The sequence below is a fragment of the Neorhizobium sp. R1-B genome (assembly GCF_004368875.1).
Taxonomy (GTDB): domain Bacteria; phylum Pseudomonadota; class Alphaproteobacteria; order Rhizobiales; family Rhizobiaceae; genus Neorhizobium; species Neorhizobium huautlense.
Genome location: NZ_SOEM01000001.1, coordinates 183,389 through 202,482, shown reverse-complemented (window position 1 = coordinate 202,482; position 19,094 = coordinate 183,389). Strand labels below are relative to the sequence as shown.

Here is a 19,094-nt window from a genome sequence, read left to right as displayed (position 1 = left end):
GTGCAGCATGCTATACAGGCCAGGGCAATTCAGCTTGAATTCAAGCCTGAGCGGTCAAGGAAAGAGTTCGTTTGGTCAGACGGCTCTCTGGGATGGAGGAATGGGAATGGCCAACCAACAGCCGCTGTGGAGTCCTTCGCAGGAAGCCCGGCAGAAGACACCGCTTTTTCACTTTATCGGCTGGTGCGCTGAGCGCCACGGGAAGAGCTTCGCGGATTATGACGCCTTTTACGCCTGGTCGATTGCCGAGCGGGAGGCGTTCTGGTCCGCGATATGGGACTATTGCGGCGTTAAGGGCAAGCGTGGGGAGCGCTCGCTTGAGGATGGCGACGATATGCTCGCAGCCCGGTTTTTCCCCGACGCGACGCTGAATTTTGCAGAAAACCTCCTGACCGCCACCGGCGCGGCCGATGCTCTTGTCTTTCGCGGAGAGGACAAGGCGAGCGACCGCTGGTCCTGGGATAGGCTGCGTGCTGAAGTTTCCCGCCTGCAGCAGGCGTTCAGGGCTCTCGGTATCGAAAAAGGCGACCGGATTGCGGCCATGATGCCCAACATGCCGGAGACCGTGGCTTGCATGCTGGCGGCAGCCTCTATCGGCGCGATCTGGTCGTCCTGTTCTCCCGATTTCGGGGACCAGGGCGTCCTCGACCGCTTCGGCCAGATCGAACCCAAGCTCTTCATTACCTGCGACGGTTATTGGTATAACGGCAAACGTCAGGATGTCGCTGCCAAGGTGAAGGCGGTTTCCCAAGCGTTGAAGACACCGGTCTTGGTCGTTCCCTATGCGGGAGATGCTCCGGCGCTGGCCGCCTCGCTTTCCGACGGACGCATGCTCGCGGACTTTATTGCGCCTTTTCAGGCAAAGCCGGTTGAGTTCGAGCAGCTGCCCTTCGCGCATCCGCTCTATATCCTTTTCTCCTCCGGAACGACTGGTGTGCCGAAATGCATCGTTCATTCGGCAGGCGGCACGCTTCTGCAGCACTTGAAGGAGCACCGCCTTCACTGCAGCTTGGAGCCCGGTGAGAAGTTATTTTATTTCACCACCTGCGGCTGGATGATGTGGAACTGGCTGGTCTCCGGCCTTGCCGTCGGCGCAACGCTCTGCCTCTTCGACGGCTCGCCCTTCGCGCCGGACGGAAACGTTCTCTTCGACTATGCTCAGGAGGAGAAATTTGCCGTCTTCGGGACCTCGGCAAAATACATCGATGCAGTCCGCAAAGGCGGCATCCTCCCTAAGCAGACCCACGATCTCCAGAGCTTGCGATTGATCACCTCGACCGGCTCACCGCTTTCGCCGGAAGGCTTTTCATTCGTTTACGAGGGCATCAAGAGTGAGGTGCATCTTGCATCCATTTCCGGCGGCACGGATATCGTGTCCTGTTTTGTACTTGGCAATCCGCTAAAGCCCGTTTGGCGGGGGGAAATCCAGGGACCCGGACTGGGTCTTGCGGTGGATGTATGGAATGACGACGGGAAACCGGTACGTGGGAAAAAGGGGGAGCTCGTCTGCACCAAGGCCTTCCCATCCATGCCGATCATGTTCTGGAACGATCCCGACGGCAGGAAATACCGGGCAGCGTATTTCGAGCGGTTCGAGAACATCTGGTGCCATGGCGATTTCGCCGAATGGACGGAACACGGCGGCATCATCATTCATGGCCGTTCCGATGCCACTCTCAATCCGGGCGGCGTGCGTATTGGCACGGCGGAAATCTACAATCAGGTCGAGCAGATGGAGGAGGTCGCGGAAGCGATCTGCATCGGCCAGGATTGGGAAGACGATGTGCGCGTCGTCCTCTTCGTGCGCCTGTCGGAAGGCCGACAGCTCGATGAAGATCTCGTCAAGGCGATCAAGAGCCGAATTCGCACCGGTGCCTCGCCGCGTCACGTGCCGGCAAAGGTCGTCCAGGTTGCCGATATTCCGCGCACAAAATCTGGCAAGATTGTTGAACTGGCGGTACGCGACGTGGTCCATGGCCGGCCGGTCAAGAACAAGGAAGCCCTCGCCAATCCGGAAGCGCTCGATCTTTTTGCCGGGTTGACCGAACTTGAGAACTGAAGACATACCATCGGAAGGTCCTGATGTGTATCATGACAACCCATCAGAAATGACGCTTCCCAAAACGAGGCGCAGTTTACCGGCTGTTAAGTGGAAATGCTCAAGAGTGGAGCAATAGGGATTCATACGGTGTATGAAGACGGGTAGCCGCGAGCTTTCATAGACATGATGTCTCCGCCAACTTTCGTTGGACAGCATTTAAATTTAAAGGCAGCTTTGGCTGCCTTTCTTTTAGCCTTCAATGCATCTCAGAATTGCAATCATCCTCAGTGCAATCTGTTGAGCGAGCGCGACACCAGCGCGACAGGCACCAGCCCGGCAAGAATGATGATGATTGCGGCGACGGAGGAATCCTCTATCCGGGCTCGCGAGGCGTCCTCGTAGACGAGCGTTGCCAAGGTGTTGAAATTGAATGGCCGAAGCAGGATTGTGGCCGATAGTTCCTTCATTGTCTCAATGAAGACAAAGAGGGCGGCTGTCAGAAGCGCGGGATGCATGTTGGGGAGCAGCACGGACCAGAGGGTCTGCCGGCGATTTCGGCCAAGAGCACGCGCGGCCATGTCGAGATGCGGCGAGAGTTTTTGAAAGCCGGCATCCAGATTGCCTTCAGCCATGGCCATGAAACGAACAGTGCAGGCATAAACGATAGCAAAGCCGGTACCGGAAAGCAGCAGGCCCGTCGAAATCCCAGCGCTCTCCCGCAGGATGCCGTCCAACGCGTTGTCGAAGGCGGCAAGCGGAACAAGCACGCCCATCGCAAGGACCGTGCCAGGGACCGCGTAACCGAGCGACGCGAGCCGGTTGGAGAATGCGACGAGCCCCGAGCGTTCGCTGCGTGCCGCGTAGGAAAGGACAAAGCCGAGAGCAACAGAGCAGAGAGCGGTCGCCGTGGAGACGGTAATGCTGTTCCACAGCGCGTCAAGGAGGCGAGGATCGGCAAAATCCTCGATCCGTGCCAGCGCAAAGCGGCCCTGCACCAGGAATGGGAGGCCGAAGCCAAAAGCAACAGGCAGGACGCAGAAGGCAGCCGCAAGCAAGCCTTTTACTCCGCTCAGTCGCGGCCGCATTGCCGCATCGGCGAGCGTCGTCGTCCTGTTGCCGGAAAACCGCTGCTGCCGGCGGGCTGCCCGTTCGACAAGAATCAGGATCGAGACGACCAGCAGCATCACGGCGGCGATCTGCGCGGCGCCGGAAAGACTGCCGCGGTTCAGCCAGGTGTCGTAGATCGAGAAGGTGAGAGTATTGACGCCGAGAAATTCCACCGCTCCGATATCGTTCAGCGTCTCCATCATGACGAGGGTCAGCCCGATCATGATTGCTGGCCGCGCCATGGGAATCTGCACCTGAAAGAACACTCGAAGAGGGCCGGCGCCGAGTGTGCGGGCAACATCGGCAGCCGCGCGGCCCTGCATCATGAACATCGAACGGCAGGCCAGATAAACATACGGATAGAGGACGGCAGAGAGCACCAGCACCGCCCCGCCGAGCGAACGAATGTCTGGAAACCAGTATTCACGGGCAGTTTGGTAGCCGAAGATCTGCCGGTACCAGGTCTGCAGCGGACCGGTAAAATCGAGGAACTCTCCGAAGGCGTACGCGGCAAGATAGGAGGGAATAGCAAGCGGCAGCACCAGCGCGGCCGAGAGAAGCCGGCGGAAAGGGAAGTCGAAACTTGCGACGAGCCAGGCGGTGAGCACGCCAAAAAACGCGGTCACCAGTCCGGTTAGAAAGAGAAGCCGCAGCGTGCGCCCGGTGGCGCGCGGTACGACATTGACGATGATATGTTGCCAGGTGCCATCGTCGCCGGATATCGCAATCCATAATATAGCGAGGATCGGCCAGGCGATCACGGTGGCGACGCCCACCGCGGTCCAGGAAAGCGGTCGGCGCGGCTGCCGTGCTTTCTGCGTCGGCATGGCGGGTGTCGTCGAAACCTGCAAATTCTACTCCTCTTTCAAAGAGGAGTGCTAATCATTGAAAAGTCAGTTCGCAAGCACTCGCGGCGAAGGGAAGGTAATTTCCACCAATGTACCTTCGTTCGGAGCCGATGTGATCGAGAAGGCTGCGCGGTTTGCGTCTACCATCGCTTTGGTAAGCGGCAGGCCAAGACCGGTGCCGTCGCCTCGTTTACGTGTGCCGCCTGCTACCTGACGGAACGGCTTCATGGCGAGTTCGAGTTCCGGGCGCGTCATGCCGATGCCCGTATCGCGAATGCGAAGCACCACGTTGCCATTGGCTTCATAGGCCGTCGACACGACGATCTGCCCGCCCGACGGCGTGAAGCGGATGGCATTCGACAGAATGTTGAGGACGATCTGCTTCACGGAGCGAAGATCGGCGACGACCTGCGGCACGGCATGCGAAAGCGCCGTGCGAATGATGACGCGTTGGCTGTTTGCCTGCGGCTGCACCAGGGACACAGCCTCGGATACTGTTTCGTTAAGGCCTACAGCGACGAAATCGAGTTCCATCTCGCCCGCCTCGATCTTCGAAATATCGAGCAGATCGTTGACGATATCGAGCACATGTCGTCCGGAGCGACCGATATCGTTGGCATATTCGATATAGCGCGGATGTCCGATCGGCCCGAAACGCTCTGTCGCCATCATGTCCGCAAATCCGATGATGGCGTTCAGCGGTGTGCGGATCTCATGGCTCACATGTGCAAGGAACTCGCTCTTGTGGGCGTTCGCCGTCTCGGCGGCGCGTTTGGCCGTGCGCAGCTCTTCCTCTGTGCGTTTCCATTGGGTGATGTCGCGTATGACTGCGCAATAGCCATTGGACGAGGTGAGCTTGCCGATCGTCATGAAGAGCGGCAGGAACCCTCCGGAGGCTTCCCGCCCGATCACTTCGCGACCATCGTTCAGGACGCTGGCGACGCCGTGGCCGGAGAGACCGCCGAGGTAGTCGAGAATAGCGCGCTGGCTTTCATGGGCGAAGAGCGTCACGAAGGGTTTGCCGTTGATCTCTTCGTTGTCGTAGTTGAAAAGCCCGCTCGCGGCCCGGTTCAGGGAACGGATATCGCCTTCGGCGCCAATGATCACCACGCCGTCGGTTGCCGTCTCCAGAATGGCGCGCAGCTCCTCCACCTCGACCTGCAGCTTTGCGAGCTGATCGGCCGGACGACGGGGATGTAAGGGAATGACCTCGGCCGCCTCGGTGCCGTCGGATGCCGAGCTTTCGGTGACGACCGGCATGAGCGCCAGCATCAGGGCGGTCGAATCGCCCCAGCGGACCGATTGCAGCCGCGCTGTCACCGGAACCACAACGTCGTCCGAGCGCACGACGACCATACCGCCAGCTTCCGTCGTCTTGCCTTCGAGATCCTGGCGCTGCAGAAGCGCATCCAGGCCGCCGACTTCAACCAGTTCATCGAGCGCGGCATAGCCGGTCAGCCTCAGGAATTCCGGGTTGCCGTGGATCAAGTGGTCGCCGTTGTGAATAAGCAGCGCAACGGGCATCTGATCGACGATTTCCGCCGAAAGTCCGATCCGCTCTCGCACCGGCATCATCCGATTGAGAAGCTCACGGTCGGAAAGCTCCAGTCCGGGACCAATCGCCTCTTCCGTTCCGTCGGCGTCGACCGGTACTTCTTCCTCGGCAACAATGTTGCCCGTTTCACCGGTGATCGTGGCCACCTTGTCGGAAGCGTCCTCAGCCGCTTCAGCAGGTTGCTCTTCAACTCTGTCCGGAGTCTCGGTCAGACTTTCCGCCGAGGCACGGATGCCGCCTTCCTGGACAAGATCCCGTTGTTCCTTCTCTGAAAACGCCCCATCCTGAACGGGATCGATGGCGATGGGCGCAGTTTCGTTTGCCTCGGAAACAGGCGAGGGGGCGTCTGGTTCCGCGTTCTTTTGCTCGGCGTGTCGGTCGATGAAGCTGTCGAGCTGCCGTGCGATCTCCCGAAAGGCGGCCTGCTCCACGGGGGTCAGACGTTCGCGCCCGCTCGACCGGTGTTCCTCAAGCTGGATCACCTTGTCGGAATAGCGGCGGCCTGCATTTTCAACGATACGCAGCGCCGGCTTTTCGCCTTCGGGCCAGTCGAGCAGTGAGGGGACCTGTCTGCCGGTCAGCGATAACGGCTTTGGTTCACCGGCCGGCTGATCGTCCTCGGCGGCGATGGCTTCGGTCTCGGCAGGTTCCTCAGTCGCCTTCGTCTGCGTCATTTCATCGACGGTATCTTCCTCATCCGCGCCTGAAGCGTTCGCTACGCTCCCTTCCGGATGGGCTGACGGCTCATCGTCTTCCAACTCGAATGCGATGAACGGCGAGTCGGCTGGTAGGGATGTCGTATTTGTCGCGCCGGCCACATCCTCCGCTAGGGTAGGCGTGAGCGTCAGGCCGATGGCATTGGGATCTTCCGCCGCGTCGCCGATGCGGACGATGCCGAACCCTCGAAAGCCGTCGAATTCCCGGGTTCGGGTATAGGTGGGCAGAGCCGCGAGATCGACAGGCACAACGAGCGACGTGCCCTCGACCGGCCACCAGATCGTTTTGCCCGACCAGGTGTCGCGCTTATTGAGGAGCTCGGCAATCTTTCCATCCGGATCGAGACCGAAGAGAGCGGCCAAATCGCCAAAGCCCATGCCGTTGATGTTAGCGGCATTCGGGCCAACCGCATCGGCGAATTCACTGGAAACTTCGCTGAACCGGCCGGTGGCGTCGATCTTCCATACGAAGCGGATCGCGCGCCCGTCGCGGCGGAACACGAAGCCGGTGGGGTCTTGGGTTGAAGCTTCGCCGGCCGTTGCAACAGGCTCGGACCCGCCGCCCGCTATCGACTGAGCATCCGACCCAGCCGCCTCGTCCGTGGAAACGTCGTTTGTCTCTTCGGCAGGCACGTCCTCGTCTTGGCCAAAACCATCAGGGACTTGCGCCTCAAGCGAGATTTCTTCCTCCAGTTCCTCGGCATCCTCGATTTCGGAGACGGCGGTGATCACATCTTCGAAACCGGCGCCAGGCACGGCCTCGACGGTGAAATCCTCATCCTCTTCGCGGACGTCGGAACCAAATGCCCCGTCCGCATCTGCTTCCGTCGCATGGACCGTTGCCATCTGGCTGGCGGACTTTAGACCATCGTCAGCGGCAGTCCGGTCTTGCACGGTTTCGACGGTAAACAGAAGATTGAGTGCAGGCTCCTCGGAAAGCCGGCCGATGGCCGCCGGCAGATAGCCCTTGGCCGTCGGGATCGGCCGCTTGACCAGCCGACTGGGGTCATTGCCGGCCGTGACAGACAGCATTTTTGCTGTCTGATTGGAAATTCCGAGGTCCGCAAATTTGGCGGAAGCGGCAAGCACCTCGCCGTTCTCGTCAAGCACCGCCATGTGCGTATCCGGATCGTCGAAACCTTCGATCATTCGCGCGGCACGGGCTGAAAGGGAAAGGCGAGATTTTTCAACGGGTGCGCTGAACAATACTGCCGCTTTCCCTTGGATCCGAATGAGCTCGCACGCAGCCTGGATAGGCACACGCTGGAATCCGGAGGCTATGCGGATCATGAGATGGCGAACGTCGCCCGCCGCACCGAGCTGGCGCGCCGCCGCTTCTATTTGGCGGAAGACGATGTCATTGCGGTTCGGCCCCTGGTCGAGAAAGTCATAGATGGACTCAAAACCAAAAAGATCGGCGCCGCGGCCATTGCACCACAACGGATCCATTGTGTCCTGAGAAAACAGGATGATCGCTTCACCCGCCGCAAAACGGTCGCGCACATGCTCGTGTACGGCAATGTCGATGAACGGATATTGGACTGCGGACATAGGCGAAACCTGCAGAGTCGTTTAACCGCATTTCTACGGGATTTAACGGATTATTAATATCTCCCCCCCGCCTGCGGGTCGAGAGCGGTTGCCCTCAAACCGCTAACAGGGTTAATTCCGAAATTTTTATTGTGCGGTGCACAATATATTGCAATGCACAATAAGATGGGTTATATAAGAGGCATCACATCTTCGGTTCTGCCGAAGAAAACGCCAACGAGGACCAGAAACGATGGCATACAAGACCGACGACATCTTTTCCTTCACCGCTTTCGACCCGGCCAAGCTGACCGAGAGCTTCCGCGAATTTGCCGAAAAGGGCGCCACTCAGTCGCGTGACGCTTATGCTAAGATGAAAACCGCCGCTGAGGAAGCCACCAAGACGGTGGAGACCACTTTGCAGTCGGCTCAGGCAGGGTCTGTAGAGCTCGGCCTGAAGGCTATCGACGCGCTGCGTACGAATGCCGACATGTCCCTTTCCCACATGGAAGCGCTGCTCGGCGTGAAGTCCGTATCGGAGCTTTTCGAGCTGCAGACCGCCTTCATCCGCAAGCAGGCCGAAATCACGGTTGAACAGGCGAAGTCCATGCAGGACGCAGCCCGCAAGCTTGCCGAAAATGTCTCGCAGCCGGGCAAGGTTGCAGCTGAAAAGGTCATGGCGACCTTTAAGGCCGCCTGATTTCTACGCGCCGATTTCAAGAAGAGGGCCGGAGCAGGTTTCGGCCCTCTTCTATTTGAAGAAGGGACTTGCAAAACAAGTCTGATCGCCGTATGTGACCCGAAATGCCGCTTTGAGCGGTTTTTGTGCGGTTGTAGCTCAGTTGGTTAGAGCGCAGGTTTGTGGCACCTGAGGTCGTAGGTTCGATTCCCACCAACCGTACCACTTTCATTCAAGGCAAACTGATCGACGGGGCTTGTCTCCGCCTGGAACAGTCTCTCTAAGTCTTATTTCTGCTGGCCTGTAAACGCCAAACCGACACGTTCTTCGGACATTCGACGGTTTCCGGATACCTCGGCCCTTGTCTGGCCCGGAAACGAACACAATCTTGTGCACTGCACTATCAGGCCTTGTCACAATCGCTGACATGCCTATGTTTGCGGCAGCGAGTGCCCAAAATTTTGGACACTTGCGTCTTGGGCTTTGGCCCCCTTCACCTGTTCGCCCTGCGCGGCAGGCCTTTTTAGAAGGAGTCATGAGGATGACAATTTCCATCAATAATTTCGCATCTGCGAACGGAACTACGCTTTCTCCGCAGCACATCGCCTCTGCAGTTGCCGAAGCCCGACGGGCGATGGGCTATAGTATTGACGAACTTGCCGTCACGACCGGCCTCGTCAGTGACGAGATTCTCCGTGTTGAAAGTGGCATGGACGCAGATCCGGCAAAGTTGAAACGCATTGCCGCAGCCCTGCAGGTTCCGATTTCGACCTTCTTGCTTACCTGATGTTCAGGCGTCCGGCCGCTTCGGCGGCCGGTCCTCATTCTTCCATCCGTATAGGGTCGATTTCCTGCCTACACGAAGATGTGTCGCTCCTCATCGACCAGTTCCCTCAGAAAGTCGACGACGGTGCGCAGACGTATCAGGTCGCGCGTGGTTTCATGATAGGTGGTCCAATAGGAGCGCCGGATGACGATTTCCGGTAGCACGCGCTTCAGTTCGCAGGATTGGCGCGCTACGTAATCATGCAGGATGCCGATGCCGGCGCCCGAACGAACCGCTTCCGTCTGCCCGATCGCGCTCGATATCTCGAAACTTGCATCCCAATCGCGCATCACTTCGCCCGTGAAATTGAGCGAGGGGGAAAAGATCAGGTCTTCGACATAACCGATGCGGGGATGTGCTCTCAATGCCTCGACGGTTTCTGGAGTTCCGGCCTGGTCGAGATAACTTTTAGAGGCATAAAGCCCCAACGTGTAGTCGGTAAGTTTTGACGAGACGAGCCGGCCCTGTTCCGGTCGCTCGATCGTAATGGCGATATCGGCCTCCCGCTGGGATAATGAAAAGGAGCGCGGCACCGGTACGAGTTGCAGTTTCAGGTCCGGATGTCGGCGGGTCAACCGCCCGAGCCGGGATGCCAGGAACGAGACCCCGAAACCGTCGGGCGCACCGATCCGCACCGTTCCCGCAACCGCGGTGTCTATCCGTCCCGTACTCGCCTGCGCTGCAAGCATTTCCGTTTCCATGCGTTCGGCGGCGTGGAAAAAGATCTCGCCTTCTACGGTCAACTCGCAACCATTGGTGCGGCGGATCAGCAGCCGGGTCCGCAGGTCCTCTTCGAGCGCGGTCACCCGCCGCCCCAGTGTGGCATGGTTGATGCCGAGCCGCCGGGAGGCAGCAAGGATTTGCCCAGTCCGCGCCACGGCTAGGAAAAGGCGCACATCATCCCAATTCATCCAGCGCTCCGATGTCGAATTTTGCACAACAGATGCGTAAACTACGGCGTTGCCTTGTGCAATTCTGCGCGTATCCTTCGCCTATACAGATAAGTCGTTCAGAAACAGTAGGAGGAGCATCCCATGCGTGAGATCGGGCATTTCATAGGCGGAGAGCACGTCGCTGGCACCAGTGGCCGGACTGCGGACGTTTTCAACCCGGCGACCGGCGAGGTCCAGGCGAAGGTTTCTCTCGCCAGCGTTTCGGAAATTCGCGCAGCCGTCGAGAATGCCAAGGCAGCGCAGCCGAAATGGGCGGCGACCAATCCACAGCGTCGCGCCCGCGTCTTCTTCAAATTCGTGGAGCTGCTGAACAAGCACATGGACGAGCTTGCCGAACTGCTCTCCCAGGAACATGGCAAGACGGTTGAAGACTCCAAGGGCGATATCGTGCGCGGTCTTGAAGTCTGCGAATTCGTCTGCGGCATTCCGCATCTGCAGAAGGGGGAATTCACCGAAGGCGCCGGCCCCGCGATCGACATGTACTCGATGCGCCAGCCCGTCGGTATCGGCGCCGGCATCACGCCGTTCAACTTTCCGGCCATGATCCCGATGTGGATGTTCGCCCCGGCGATTGCCTGCGGCAATGCTTTCATTCTGAAACCGTCCGAACGCGACCCCTCGGTGCCGCTGCGGCTTGCCGAACTGATGATCGAGGCAGGCCTGCCTGCCGGCATCCTCAACGTCGTCAACGGTGACAAGGCGGCCGTCGACGCAATCCTGACTGACCCGGATATCGGCGCCGTTACCTTTGTGGGCTCTACGCCAATCGCGCGTTACGTCTATGGAACGGCGGCGATGAACGGCAAGCGCGCCCAGTGCTTCGGCGGCGCCAAGAATCACATGATCATCATGCCGGACGCCGACATGGACCAGGCGGTCAATGCGCTGATGGGTGCGGGTTATGGTTCGGCCGGCGAGCGCTGCATGGCGATTTCCGTTGCCGTGCCAGTTGGCGAGGAAACGGCCAACCTTCTGGTCGAGAAACTGGCGCCCAAGATCGAGTCGCTGCGTATCGGCCCTTATACCGACGACAAGGCGGACATGGGTCCGGTCGTCACCAAGGAGGCGCATGCCCGCATCAATGGTCTGATTGACCGCGGAGTCGAAGAAGGTGCCAAGCTCGTCGTGGATGGCCGCGGCTTCAAGCTGCAGGGCTATGAGAACGGCTATTTCGTGGGCGGCACGTTGTTCGACCATGTGACGCCGGAGATGGATATCTACAAGACGGAGATATTCGGGCCGGTTCTGTCGGTCGTTCGCGCCAAGAACTACGAGGACGCGCTTTCCCTTCCGATGAAGCACGAATATGGCAACGGCGTCGCCATCTACACCCGCGATGGCGATGCTGCCCGCGATTTTGCCAGCCGCGTGAATATCGGCATGATCGGCATCAATGTTCCCATTCCGGTTCCGCTCGCCTACCACTCTTTCGGCGGCTGGAAGGCGTCGAGCTTCGGAGACCTCAATCAGCACGGGACGGACTCGATCAAATTCTGGACCAAGACCAAGACGATCACCGCGCGCTGGCCCTCCGGCATCAAGGACGGCGCCGAATTTGTCATGCCGACGATGAAATAGGCGAAAAGTCAGCTTCAAACATAGAACGGGCCTCTTCGGAGGCCCGTTTCCGTTGATGGGAATTGGTGCCCTTACCTGTAGTTGAAATGACAACCTTTGACCTTAAGATGCTCCCGGATTCGGTCAACCGAATCTGAAGGGTTCAATGGGGGACATTGTTTCATGGAATTTCAGGCAAAACCTCCGGTCGAGGCGGGAAAATTTGAGCGCGCTTCCTTCACCGGCAATGCCAGCGAATATTTCGGCATCTGGATCGTCAACATCCTGCTGACAATCATTACCTTGGGCATCTATTCCGCCTGGGCCAAAGTCCGACGTAAGCGCTATTTCAATGGCAATACAGTTATTCTTGGCCGGGCCTTCGAATATCACGCGACCGGCAAGCAGATTTTTATCGGACGCCTGATCGTCTTTGCCTTCCTGATCGTGGTCAACCTGCTTTCCGCCATCAACCCGCTTTTCTCTATTGTCACGACCGTTCTGATCCTCCTCGCCTTGCCTTGGCTGATCATGCGCGGCTTGCGCTTCAATGCCCGCGTGACGAGCTATCGCAACGTGCGTTTTGATTTCGCGGGTTCGGCAGGTGGTGCCTTCGTGGCGGTTATCCTCGGCAGCATCGTGGCCTTCGTTTCCCTTGGCATTCTGGCTCCGTTGGCAAGCCGCTGGGTCTGGCGCTATGTTTTCAACAATTTCCGCTATGGCGATCGGCCGTTTTCGACGGATCCCTCCCTGGGGTCGCTCTATCGCGTCTGGATCCTGCCGGCGCTGATGTTCCTCTTTGGAGCGTTTGTGTCTACGGCCATAATCATATCCATCGCGGTCGCTTCGGGGACGCTCACCGGTGGGGACGGCGTATCGAGCGAGGAGACTGTCGGGATGTTTGCCTTCGCGGCGTTCCCGGTCGTTGTCCTTGCCTTTCTTCTTTACGGCCTTGCCGGCCTCTTTTATCGCGCAGGCGTGCGCAATGTGGCCTGGTCGGCAGCGAAACTGGATGACCGTCACGAACTGCTGAGCGATCTTTCCCGGTGGCGTTTTGCCTGGATTGCAATTTCCAACGTTGTCGTCACGATCTTTACGCTCGGGCTGATGAGGCCCTGGGCCGCGGTGCGTATGGCGAGGTATGTCAACGAGCACACAGCCATCCGCATCCACGGAGATCCAGGCCAGGTCATGTCTTCGATCGAGGCGACAGGTGCGGCGATTAGCGCCGAGTACATGGACATGGAAGGGTTTGATTTTGGCTTCTGATCCCGCCGTCATAGCCAAAGGCGAATGGCATCCCGCCAATTCGAGCCACGCGACGCCCTCCGTCCTGCGGGTGGAGAATGGTCGACTGGTTGCCGAAGGGGAGGGGGCGGTTCTTGCAGTGGCGGTTCCGGAGCGAGTGGAGATCAGCCCGAGAGTGGGAACGATTCCGCGGCGCTTGACCTTTCCGGACGGCTCGGTGCTGGAAACGCGTGAAAACGATGCCATTGACGCCTATCTTCGTTCTCAACGGGGTGCACGCAGCGGCTTTGTTCATCGGCTGGAAGAGTTTCACCCGCGCCTGATCGTTATCACGATCGCCGTCATTGTGCTGGCTGCCTCCATCTATCGGTTCGCTTTGCCGGCACTTGTGGAAGTCGCGATCCTCGTAACCCCGCCTTTCGTGCCGGAGATGATCGGTTCGGGTACGCTCGCCTCGCTCGACCGAACTGTCCTCAAGCCCTCGCAATTGCCGGAAGCGGAGCGGCAGGCGATCTCCGAAGGGTTCGGAAAACTTGCCGCGCATTCGGAAGGCGGCAAAAAGGCCTATACGCTGAATTTCCGCGATGGCGGGGTGATCGGTCCCAACGCCTTCGCCCTTCCCGACGGCAATCTCATTCTCACCGACGATCTGGTGAAACTGGCCGGGGACGATCGCGAGATGATCCTTGGCGTCCTTGGTCACGAGATTGCCCATGTGGAAGGAGAGCATAGTCTTCGCCAGCTTTATCGCGTTGCCGGTGTTGCGGCGCTTGTCATGCTGATCGCCGGGGACGTCGGATCCGGCGTCGAGGACATCCTCACCCAGGGAGGCGCCCTGGTTGCGCTGTCCTATTCACGCTCGGCCGAAGCCGAAGCCGACCGCCGATCGGTAGAACTCATGAATGTTGCCGGTTACGATCCGGCGGCGCTCGCCCGCTTCTTTGCGCTTCTGGAGGAAAAACTCGGCGATCACGGCGACACGAGCATGTTGTCGAGCCATCCTGGCACACCGCAGCGCCAGCAGGACATCCGCAAATATTCGCAAGAGCTAAAAAGTCGGTCTGGCGCAAGGTAGCCGTGTTTCATGGCTGACTGTTGACGTCTGTGAAGACTGATCTAATTTAGCTCGCGGAGTAGGAGTGGGAGTTCATGGTATACGAGTGGGATGCAAGGCGCGCGCGCCGCGCATATTTGGCCAAGATGGGCATCAGTTTGCTTGTGATCCTGGCGGCACTGGCAGTACCTGCTTGGTTCGCCGTTTCGATGGCAAGCTAAATTCCAGGATCGCTCATTCCGTCGAACCGCCGCCGATGCGGAAAAACGCCCTCATCGTGCGGGAGATCGACATGTAGGCCGGAGGCTGCCGCCCGATCGCGATATAGCCGGATTCCGTCAGCGAAAAGAGCCGTTCGGATCTGCCCTCGCGATGGACGATATACTGCATGTTCAGCGCCCGATTTAAAGCGGGTGCCATGTCGCTCGTCCAGGCAACCTGCGAGGCCGGCACGCGCGAAGCGCCCGCTTCATAGAGAATCATCAGGACAATGTGCAGGTCGCGCGACAGCATGGAATATTCTGTCACGGAACGCGAAGCCTGACCAGCGGGTCTCCGGGCGCATTATCTCCATAATGCCAAAAGCCGGCGTCGCAGCCGGCTTTTGTTTTGTTGTGGGCCACCAGGGCGAGATCCGGTTTAACTCAGCTCTCGGGACCTTCGTTGAAGGCGACCTTGTCGACCAGTTCGGAAGCCTTCTTGCGGTTGGCGGCGATGTCGGCAAGCGAGAGCGTGTCCGGCTTGATCGGCCCGAATGCTTTGACGATGTCGGAAGGTTCGGCGCCCGGCATGACCGGATATTCGAACACCTGCTCGGCATAGATCTTCTGGGCGTCACTGGAAGCCAGGAATTCCATCAGCTTCACGGCGTTGGCCTTGTTCGGGGCGTTCTTGGCAAGCGCCATGCCGGAAATGTTGACATGCGTGCCGCGATCGGCAGCGTTCGGGAAGATGATCTTGATCGCCTCCGCCCACTTCTTCTGCTCCGGCTCCTTCTCGTTCGTCTGCATGAGGCCGACATAGTAGGTATTGCCAAGCGCGATATCGCATTCACCGGCGAGAATTGCCTTTGCCTGGTCGCGGTCGCCGCCGCTGGGCTTGTGAGCGAGGTTGTTCTTCAACGCTTTTAGCCATGTTTCCGTATAGGCTTCGCCATGAACTGCGACCATCGAGGCGAACAGGCCGATATTGTAGGAGTGCTGGCCGTCTCGAATGCAGATCTTGCCTTTCCATTTCGGATCGGCCAGTCCCTCATAGGTGATTGCCGTATCGGTGACGCGCTCCTTCGAAGCATAGACCACGCGGCCGCGCGTCGTTAGCCCGAACCATTCTCCGGCGGGATCGCGAAGATTGGCGGGAATATCCTTGCTGATGGTTGGGTTGTCCCCAACGGGCTGGGTCACGCCGCCTTCCTTGGCCTCCATCAAGCGGGCGATATCGACCGTCATGATCACGTCCGCCGGCGAGTTGGCGCCTTCGGCACGGATGCGCTCGACAAGCCCTTTGTCGAGGAAGAGTACATTGGTCTTGATGCCGGTTTCCTTGGTGAACTCGTCGAGCAGCGGCTTGATCAATTCCGGCTGACGATATGAGTATATGTTCACCTCACCATCGGCCCATGCCGTCGAGGCCGTCGTAAGCATAGAGGCACCTAGAAGTGCAATGAGCCGAAGCGGGCTGCGGATAGGCATGAAAAGTCCTCCTGGGTTGTTTGTTGACGCCAACATTCATGTTCTCAATCCCGCGTCAATGGCGGAGTTTAAGGTCGGACAGAAAACTTGATCACAATTTTCTTATTTTGGAATTGTTCAAAACTAGCGAAGCCTCTATATAAGTAAGTACGAGTCTTGGGAGACCAGCATGCGTTTGACCAAACAGACGAACTACGCAGTACGAATGCTGATGTATTGCGCTGCCAATGAGGGCCGTTTGAGCCGCATCCCCGAAATCGCTCGGGCTTACGGAGTTTCCGAACTTTTCCTGTTCAAGATCCTGCAGCCGCTCAACAAGGCTGGTTTGGTCGAAACAGTGCGCGGCCGTAACGGCGGTGTGAGGCTTGGCCGCAGCGCTGACCGCATCACGCTCTTTGATGTCGTCAAGGTAACGGAAGACAGTTTCGCGATGGCTGAGTGTTTTGAAGACGGCGTCGCCGAATGCCCGCTCGTCGATAGCTGCGGCCTGAATTCGGCGCTTCGCAAGGCACTCAATGCTTTCTTCGATGTGCTTGCCGATTACACGATCGACGATCTGGTGAAGGCTCGCCCGCAGATCAACTTCCTGCTCGGTATCGACACGCATATGCCGAAAATCGTAGCGCCGGCTGCCTGAATCCGATTGCCTACGCTTTCAGGGGCGCCGTCCGCAGCGACGGCGCCTTTTGATTTTTGTCATGTCTGATGGTTGACCTTCCCTGCATTTGCAATAGAAGGACGATAGGCGTTTTCGGCTTTGGAGCCATTCTTCCTGTGGCGCCTTCAGGACCAAGCCATGCCTTTTCTGGAACTGCGCGCTTACGCGCTGACTGCGCTGCTCGGAACCGCCGGCGCCGCAGCAGCCATCGTTGTCGGACTTCCCGCCCCTTACCTGATCGGCCCCGCCGTTGTTATCACCGTTGCCGGACTGTTTGGATTGACGCTCCGCGTACCGATCCAGCTTCGCAATATTTGCTTCGTCGTCGTGGGCGTTTCGATGGGAACAAGCGTGACGCCGGATGTGGTCGTGGCGGCGCGCACCTGGCCGCTTAGCTTCGGCATGGTTCCAATTTCAGTTGTCCTTTTGCTTTATGCCAGCTGCTGGATGCTGCAGCGGATATTTCGCTATGACCGGACCACCGCGCTTTTGGCCTCGTCCCCCGGCCATCTGAGTTACGTTCTCAGCCTTGCCGCGGAAACGCGAGGCGATCTGCGCACCGTCAGTATTGCCCAAAGCGTGCGGGTATTGGCGCTTACCATCACCACTCCGCTTATCGTCGAGGTTTTCGGCTTGGCAGCGACGGAGCCGGCAGTGCCGGTAGTGGCGATGAGCATGCCGGTCCTCCTCGCGACGCTCGGGGTGTCGATCGTCGTTGGCCTGCTTTTCCTGCGCTGGCAGTTTCCCGCCGCGCTCCTTCTCGGCGGTGTTGCGGTCTCGATTGGCACGCATGTAACCGGCTTGGTTGCAGGCGGCGTCCCCAATTGGTTACTCATTCCGACCTATGTCATTCTCGGATCGATGATTGGCACCCGTTTTAGTGGCGTGTCGCTCGGTGCGATCCGCACGGCGTTTATCGCAGGGGCCGTGGTGACGGTCTTGGTGATGGCATTGGCCGCGGCGATTGCTTTTGGTGTCTCCCATGTGACCGGAATCCCGCTTGCGGCGGCGTTGATAGCTTTTGCGCCCGGCGGCCTCGAGACCATGGCGGCAATGGCTGTCATGCTGCACGCCGATCCAACCTATGTCGGTGCTCATCATGTGTTGCGGCTGATGGTTCTTTCCGTACTGATGCCATTGGTCCTCGGCAAAGATGCACGCCGGCGCTGAGCAAGCTTGTGAAACCCATGTTTGAACAGATATTGCGATAGACAATCGGGAAAGGAAACATCGACGTGAGCATTGACATGCATCAACAGTCTCCTCGAGCAATCATCGTCATGGGGGTCAGCGGGGCGGGCAAGACCTCGGTCGCACAACTGCTTGCCCAACGGCTCGGCTGCGCCTTTGTCGAGGGGGACCGCCTGCATCCTGACGCGAATGTAGAGAAGATGGCGAAAGGCATTCCGCTGACCGACGAGGACCGTTGGCCATGGCTGGATCTCGTCGGAGGCGAACTGGCTGCGGCTCGGGCGCGCGGCGAAAGCGTCGTGGTGACCTGCTCGGCACTGAAAAAGGTCTATCGCGAACGTTTGCGTGAGGCGAGCGGCGGATCGCTCAATTTCGTTTTCCTTGCCGGCGCGGTGGACGTGCTGGAAAAGCGAATGGGCGAGAGAAAGGGACACTTCATGCCGGTTTCCTTGTTGCACAGCCAGCTTGCGACCTTGGAGAGTCCGGTGAACGAGGAAGGTGTCGTCACCGTGGATATCGATGCCAGCCTGGAAACGATCGTGGACGGAGCTATGACGGCGCTCGTTGAGCAGTGGCGGTAAGCAAATGCCCAAGAGCTCGTTATCTGATGGCCATCTTGCGTTTTTCGGCGAAGTTTCGGTAAGTATTGTAAAAAAATCTAATTAGCTTGATCCGGATATCTCCACCCATCGTATAAAACGACAAGATTTATGTAGGTGCATTCGGGCGCGTCGAAACCAGCGCCGCCAGATGCACCGCGAGGGGAGACGGTTCGCGAATGCCAGATTCGACGCAAGGGCCAGGGCGGGGCACCCTTCGCCGGATACCGAAACAGGAAAGAAGCCGCGAGCGTATCGACGAAATCTTGAAGGTATCCATGGAACTGATCGGCCGGAAAGGCATCGATGCGGTAACCATGAAAGAGATTGCGGCGCTCTCCGGTGGTCCGATCGCCTCGGTTTATCAGTACTTCCCGAATAAGTCCGCAATCATCGCGATGCTTTATGAGAAGTATGCGGAAGAGGTTCTCGGTTTCGTCAACGAATGCGTTGCGGACCTGCAGACCGAACAGGATGCATTCGGCGCTATCGACAAGCTGATCGACCTCTATTACGCGAACGTCAGAAACAACCCGCCGGTCCAGGATCTGATCAACGCGATCCAGGCCGACAAGGCGCTTGCGGATATGGATATCGCAGAGTCGCGCGTGCATAGTCGGATTTTTGCGGATGCGACAGGAGCGTTCGTCCCGGACAACCTGCGGGAGCGGTATGTCCGCCTGGTGTTTATGATGTTTCACCTTGCTGCCAGCGCCGTGCGCCTGGCACTGCTGGTTCCAGAGCAGGAGGCGGAAGGCATAATCGAGAATTTCAAGGCTTCGGCAAAAATCCAGCTCGGGCAGTTCATGAAAGGAAACTATCCGAGTTTCTGAGATCGCGG

15 protein-coding genes and 1 tRNA gene are annotated in these 19,094 nt (G+C 58.6%); 11 read left to right on the top strand and 5 right to left on the bottom strand.

Annotated elements, in window-relative coordinates:
• The first annotated feature begins 106 nt into the window (after window positions 1-106).
• Window positions 107-2,059, top strand: a complete 1,953-nt coding sequence (locus EDE05_RS00905; RefSeq protein ID WP_134099477.1) for an acetoacetate--CoA ligase — start codon at window positions 107-109, stop codon at window positions 2,057-2,059.
• Window positions 2,060-2,325: 266 nt separating this feature from the next.
• Here the strand turns inward: EDE05_RS00905 and EDE05_RS00900 are convergent, their stop codons facing one another.
• Window positions 2,326-3,975 carry an iron ABC transporter permease gene (locus EDE05_RS00900; protein ID WP_105374630.1) on the bottom strand — a complete coding sequence of 550 codons (1,650 nt, stop codon included), beginning with the start codon at window positions 3,973-3,975 and terminating at the stop codon, window positions 2,326-2,328.
• Between the two features lie 66 nt (window positions 3,976-4,041).
• Window positions 4,042-7,818, bottom strand: coding sequence for an ATP-binding protein (locus EDE05_RS00895; protein ID WP_134099474.1), 3,777 nt, complete (start codon window positions 7,816-7,818; stop codon window positions 4,042-4,044).
• A 232-nt stretch (window positions 7,819-8,050) separates the two neighbouring features.
• Between EDE05_RS00895 and EDE05_RS00890 the strand changes: the two genes are divergently transcribed.
• The 3 genes from EDE05_RS00890 (at window position 8,051) to EDE05_RS00880 (ending at window position 9,263) form a co-directional block, all read left to right on the top strand.
• Window positions 8,051-8,497 (top strand): phasin, encoded by a 447-nt coding sequence (locus EDE05_RS00890; protein ID WP_105374628.1) that lies wholly within the window; start codon window positions 8,051-8,053, stop codon window positions 8,495-8,497.
• Between the two features lie 127 nt (window positions 8,498-8,624).
• Window positions 8,625-8,701: transfer RNA gene (locus EDE05_RS00885), tRNA-His, on the top strand.
• Between the two features lie 316 nt (window positions 8,702-9,017).
• Window positions 9,018-9,263 carry a helix-turn-helix transcriptional regulator gene (locus EDE05_RS00880; protein WP_105374627.1) on the top strand — a complete coding sequence of 82 codons (246 nt, stop codon included), beginning with the start codon at window positions 9,018-9,020 and terminating at the stop codon, window positions 9,261-9,263.
• A gap of 68 nt (window positions 9,264-9,331) precedes the next feature.
• On the opposite strand, the gene EDE05_RS00875 is transcribed toward EDE05_RS00880, so the two are convergent.
• The gene (locus tag EDE05_RS00875) at window positions 9,332-10,213 is read right to left on the bottom strand and encodes a LysR family transcriptional regulator (RefSeq protein WP_134099471.1); all 882 of its coding nucleotides are present in this window, start codon (window positions 10,211-10,213) and stop codon (window positions 9,332-9,334) included.
• A gap of 123 nt (window positions 10,214-10,336) precedes the next feature.
• On the opposite strand from EDE05_RS00875, the gene EDE05_RS00870 reads away from it, so the two are divergent.
• From EDE05_RS00870 to EDE05_RS00860, 3 genes are all read left to right on the top strand, one after another.
• Entirely contained in the window at window positions 10,337-11,833 is a 1,497-nt protein-coding gene (locus EDE05_RS00870; RefSeq protein WP_134099470.1) for a CoA-acylating methylmalonate-semialdehyde dehydrogenase, read from the top strand.
• A 162-nt stretch (window positions 11,834-11,995) separates the two neighbouring features.
• A complete protein-coding gene (locus tag EDE05_RS00865; protein WP_134099468.1) occupies window positions 11,996-13,081 on the top strand; it encodes a YjgN family protein in 1,086 nt (361 codons plus the stop codon).
• A complete protein-coding gene (locus tag EDE05_RS00860; protein ID WP_134099465.1) occupies window positions 13,071-14,135 on the top strand; it encodes a M48 family metallopeptidase in 1,065 nt (354 codons plus the stop codon). Before EDE05_RS00865 ends, EDE05_RS00860 begins: the two co-directional genes overlap by 11 nt.
• Before the next feature lie 213 nt (window positions 14,136-14,348).
• Here EDE05_RS00860 and EDE05_RS00855 read toward each other — a convergent pair whose 3' ends face one another.
• Window positions 14,349-14,642, bottom strand: coding sequence for a hypothetical protein (locus tag EDE05_RS00855; protein ID WP_105374622.1), 294 nt, complete (start codon window positions 14,640-14,642; stop codon window positions 14,349-14,351).
• 116 nt (window positions 14,643-14,758) lie between these two features.
• On the bottom strand, window positions 14,759-15,757 hold the full coding sequence (locus EDE05_RS00850; protein ID WP_245423013.1) for a Fe(3+) ABC transporter substrate-binding protein: 999 nt from the start codon (window positions 15,755-15,757) through the stop codon (window positions 14,759-14,761).
• A 217-nt stretch (window positions 15,758-15,974) separates the two neighbouring features.
• Between EDE05_RS00850 and rirA the strand changes: the two genes are divergently transcribed.
• From rirA to EDE05_RS00830, 4 genes are all read left to right on the top strand, one after another.
• Window positions 15,975-16,442 carry an iron-responsive transcriptional regulator RirA gene (gene rirA, locus EDE05_RS00845; RefSeq protein ID WP_105374620.1) on the top strand — a complete coding sequence of 156 codons (468 nt, stop codon included), beginning with the start codon at window positions 15,975-15,977 and terminating at the stop codon, window positions 16,440-16,442.
• 159 nt (window positions 16,443-16,601) lie between these two features.
• Window positions 16,602-17,633: an AbrB family transcriptional regulator gene (locus EDE05_RS00840; RefSeq protein ID WP_105374619.1), complete on the top strand. Its 1,032-nt coding sequence runs from the start codon at window positions 16,602-16,604 to the stop codon at window positions 17,631-17,633.
• A 77-nt stretch (window positions 17,634-17,710) separates the two neighbouring features.
• Complete coding sequence (locus EDE05_RS00835; RefSeq protein WP_134099878.1) at window positions 17,711-18,235, top strand: gluconokinase; 525 nt, start codon at window positions 17,711-17,713, stop codon at window positions 18,233-18,235.
• A 197-nt stretch (window positions 18,236-18,432) separates the two neighbouring features.
• Window positions 18,433-19,086: a TetR/AcrR family transcriptional regulator gene (locus EDE05_RS00830; RefSeq protein ID WP_105374617.1), complete on the top strand. Its 654-nt coding sequence runs from the start codon at window positions 18,433-18,435 to the stop codon at window positions 19,084-19,086.
• Window positions 19,087-19,094: the final 8 nt, after the last annotated feature.

Coding starts and splice junctions, on each gene's coding strand:
- EDE05_RS00870 (WP_134099470.1), top strand. CDS start 10,337: ATGCGTGAGATCGGGCATTTCATAGGCGGAGAGCACGTCGCTGGCACC.
- EDE05_RS00875 (WP_134099471.1), bottom strand. CDS start 10,213: ATGAATTGGGATGATGTGCGCCTTTTCCTAGCCGTGGCGCGGACTGGG.
- EDE05_RS00830 (WP_105374617.1), top strand. CDS start 18,433: ATGCCAGATTCGACGCAAGGGCCAGGGCGGGGCACCCTTCGCCGGATA.
- EDE05_RS00905 (WP_134099477.1), top strand. CDS start 107: ATGGCCAACCAACAGCCGCTGTGGAGTCCTTCGCAGGAAGCCCGGCAG.
- EDE05_RS00865 (WP_134099468.1), top strand. CDS start 11,996: ATGGAATTTCAGGCAAAACCTCCGGTCGAGGCGGGAAAATTTGAGCGC.
- EDE05_RS00840 (WP_105374619.1), top strand. CDS start 16,602: ATGCCTTTTCTGGAACTGCGCGCTTACGCGCTGACTGCGCTGCTCGGA.
- EDE05_RS00890 (WP_105374628.1), top strand. CDS start 8,051: ATGGCATACAAGACCGACGACATCTTTTCCTTCACCGCTTTCGACCCG.
- EDE05_RS00880 (WP_105374627.1), top strand. CDS start 9,018: ATGACAATTTCCATCAATAATTTCGCATCTGCGAACGGAACTACGCTT.
- EDE05_RS00900 (WP_105374630.1), bottom strand. CDS start 3,975: ATGCCGACGCAGAAAGCACGGCAGCCGCGCCGACCGCTTTCCTGGACC.
- rirA (WP_105374620.1), top strand. CDS start 15,975: ATGCGTTTGACCAAACAGACGAACTACGCAGTACGAATGCTGATGTAT.
- EDE05_RS00835 (WP_134099878.1), top strand. CDS start 17,711: ATGCATCAACAGTCTCCTCGAGCAATCATCGTCATGGGGGTCAGCGGG.
- EDE05_RS00895 (WP_134099474.1), bottom strand. CDS start 7,818: ATGTCCGCAGTCCAATATCCGTTCATCGACATTGCCGTACACGAGCAT.
- EDE05_RS00850 (WP_245423013.1), bottom strand. CDS start 15,757: ATGCTTACGACGGCCTCGACGGCATGGGCCGATGGTGAGGTGAACATA.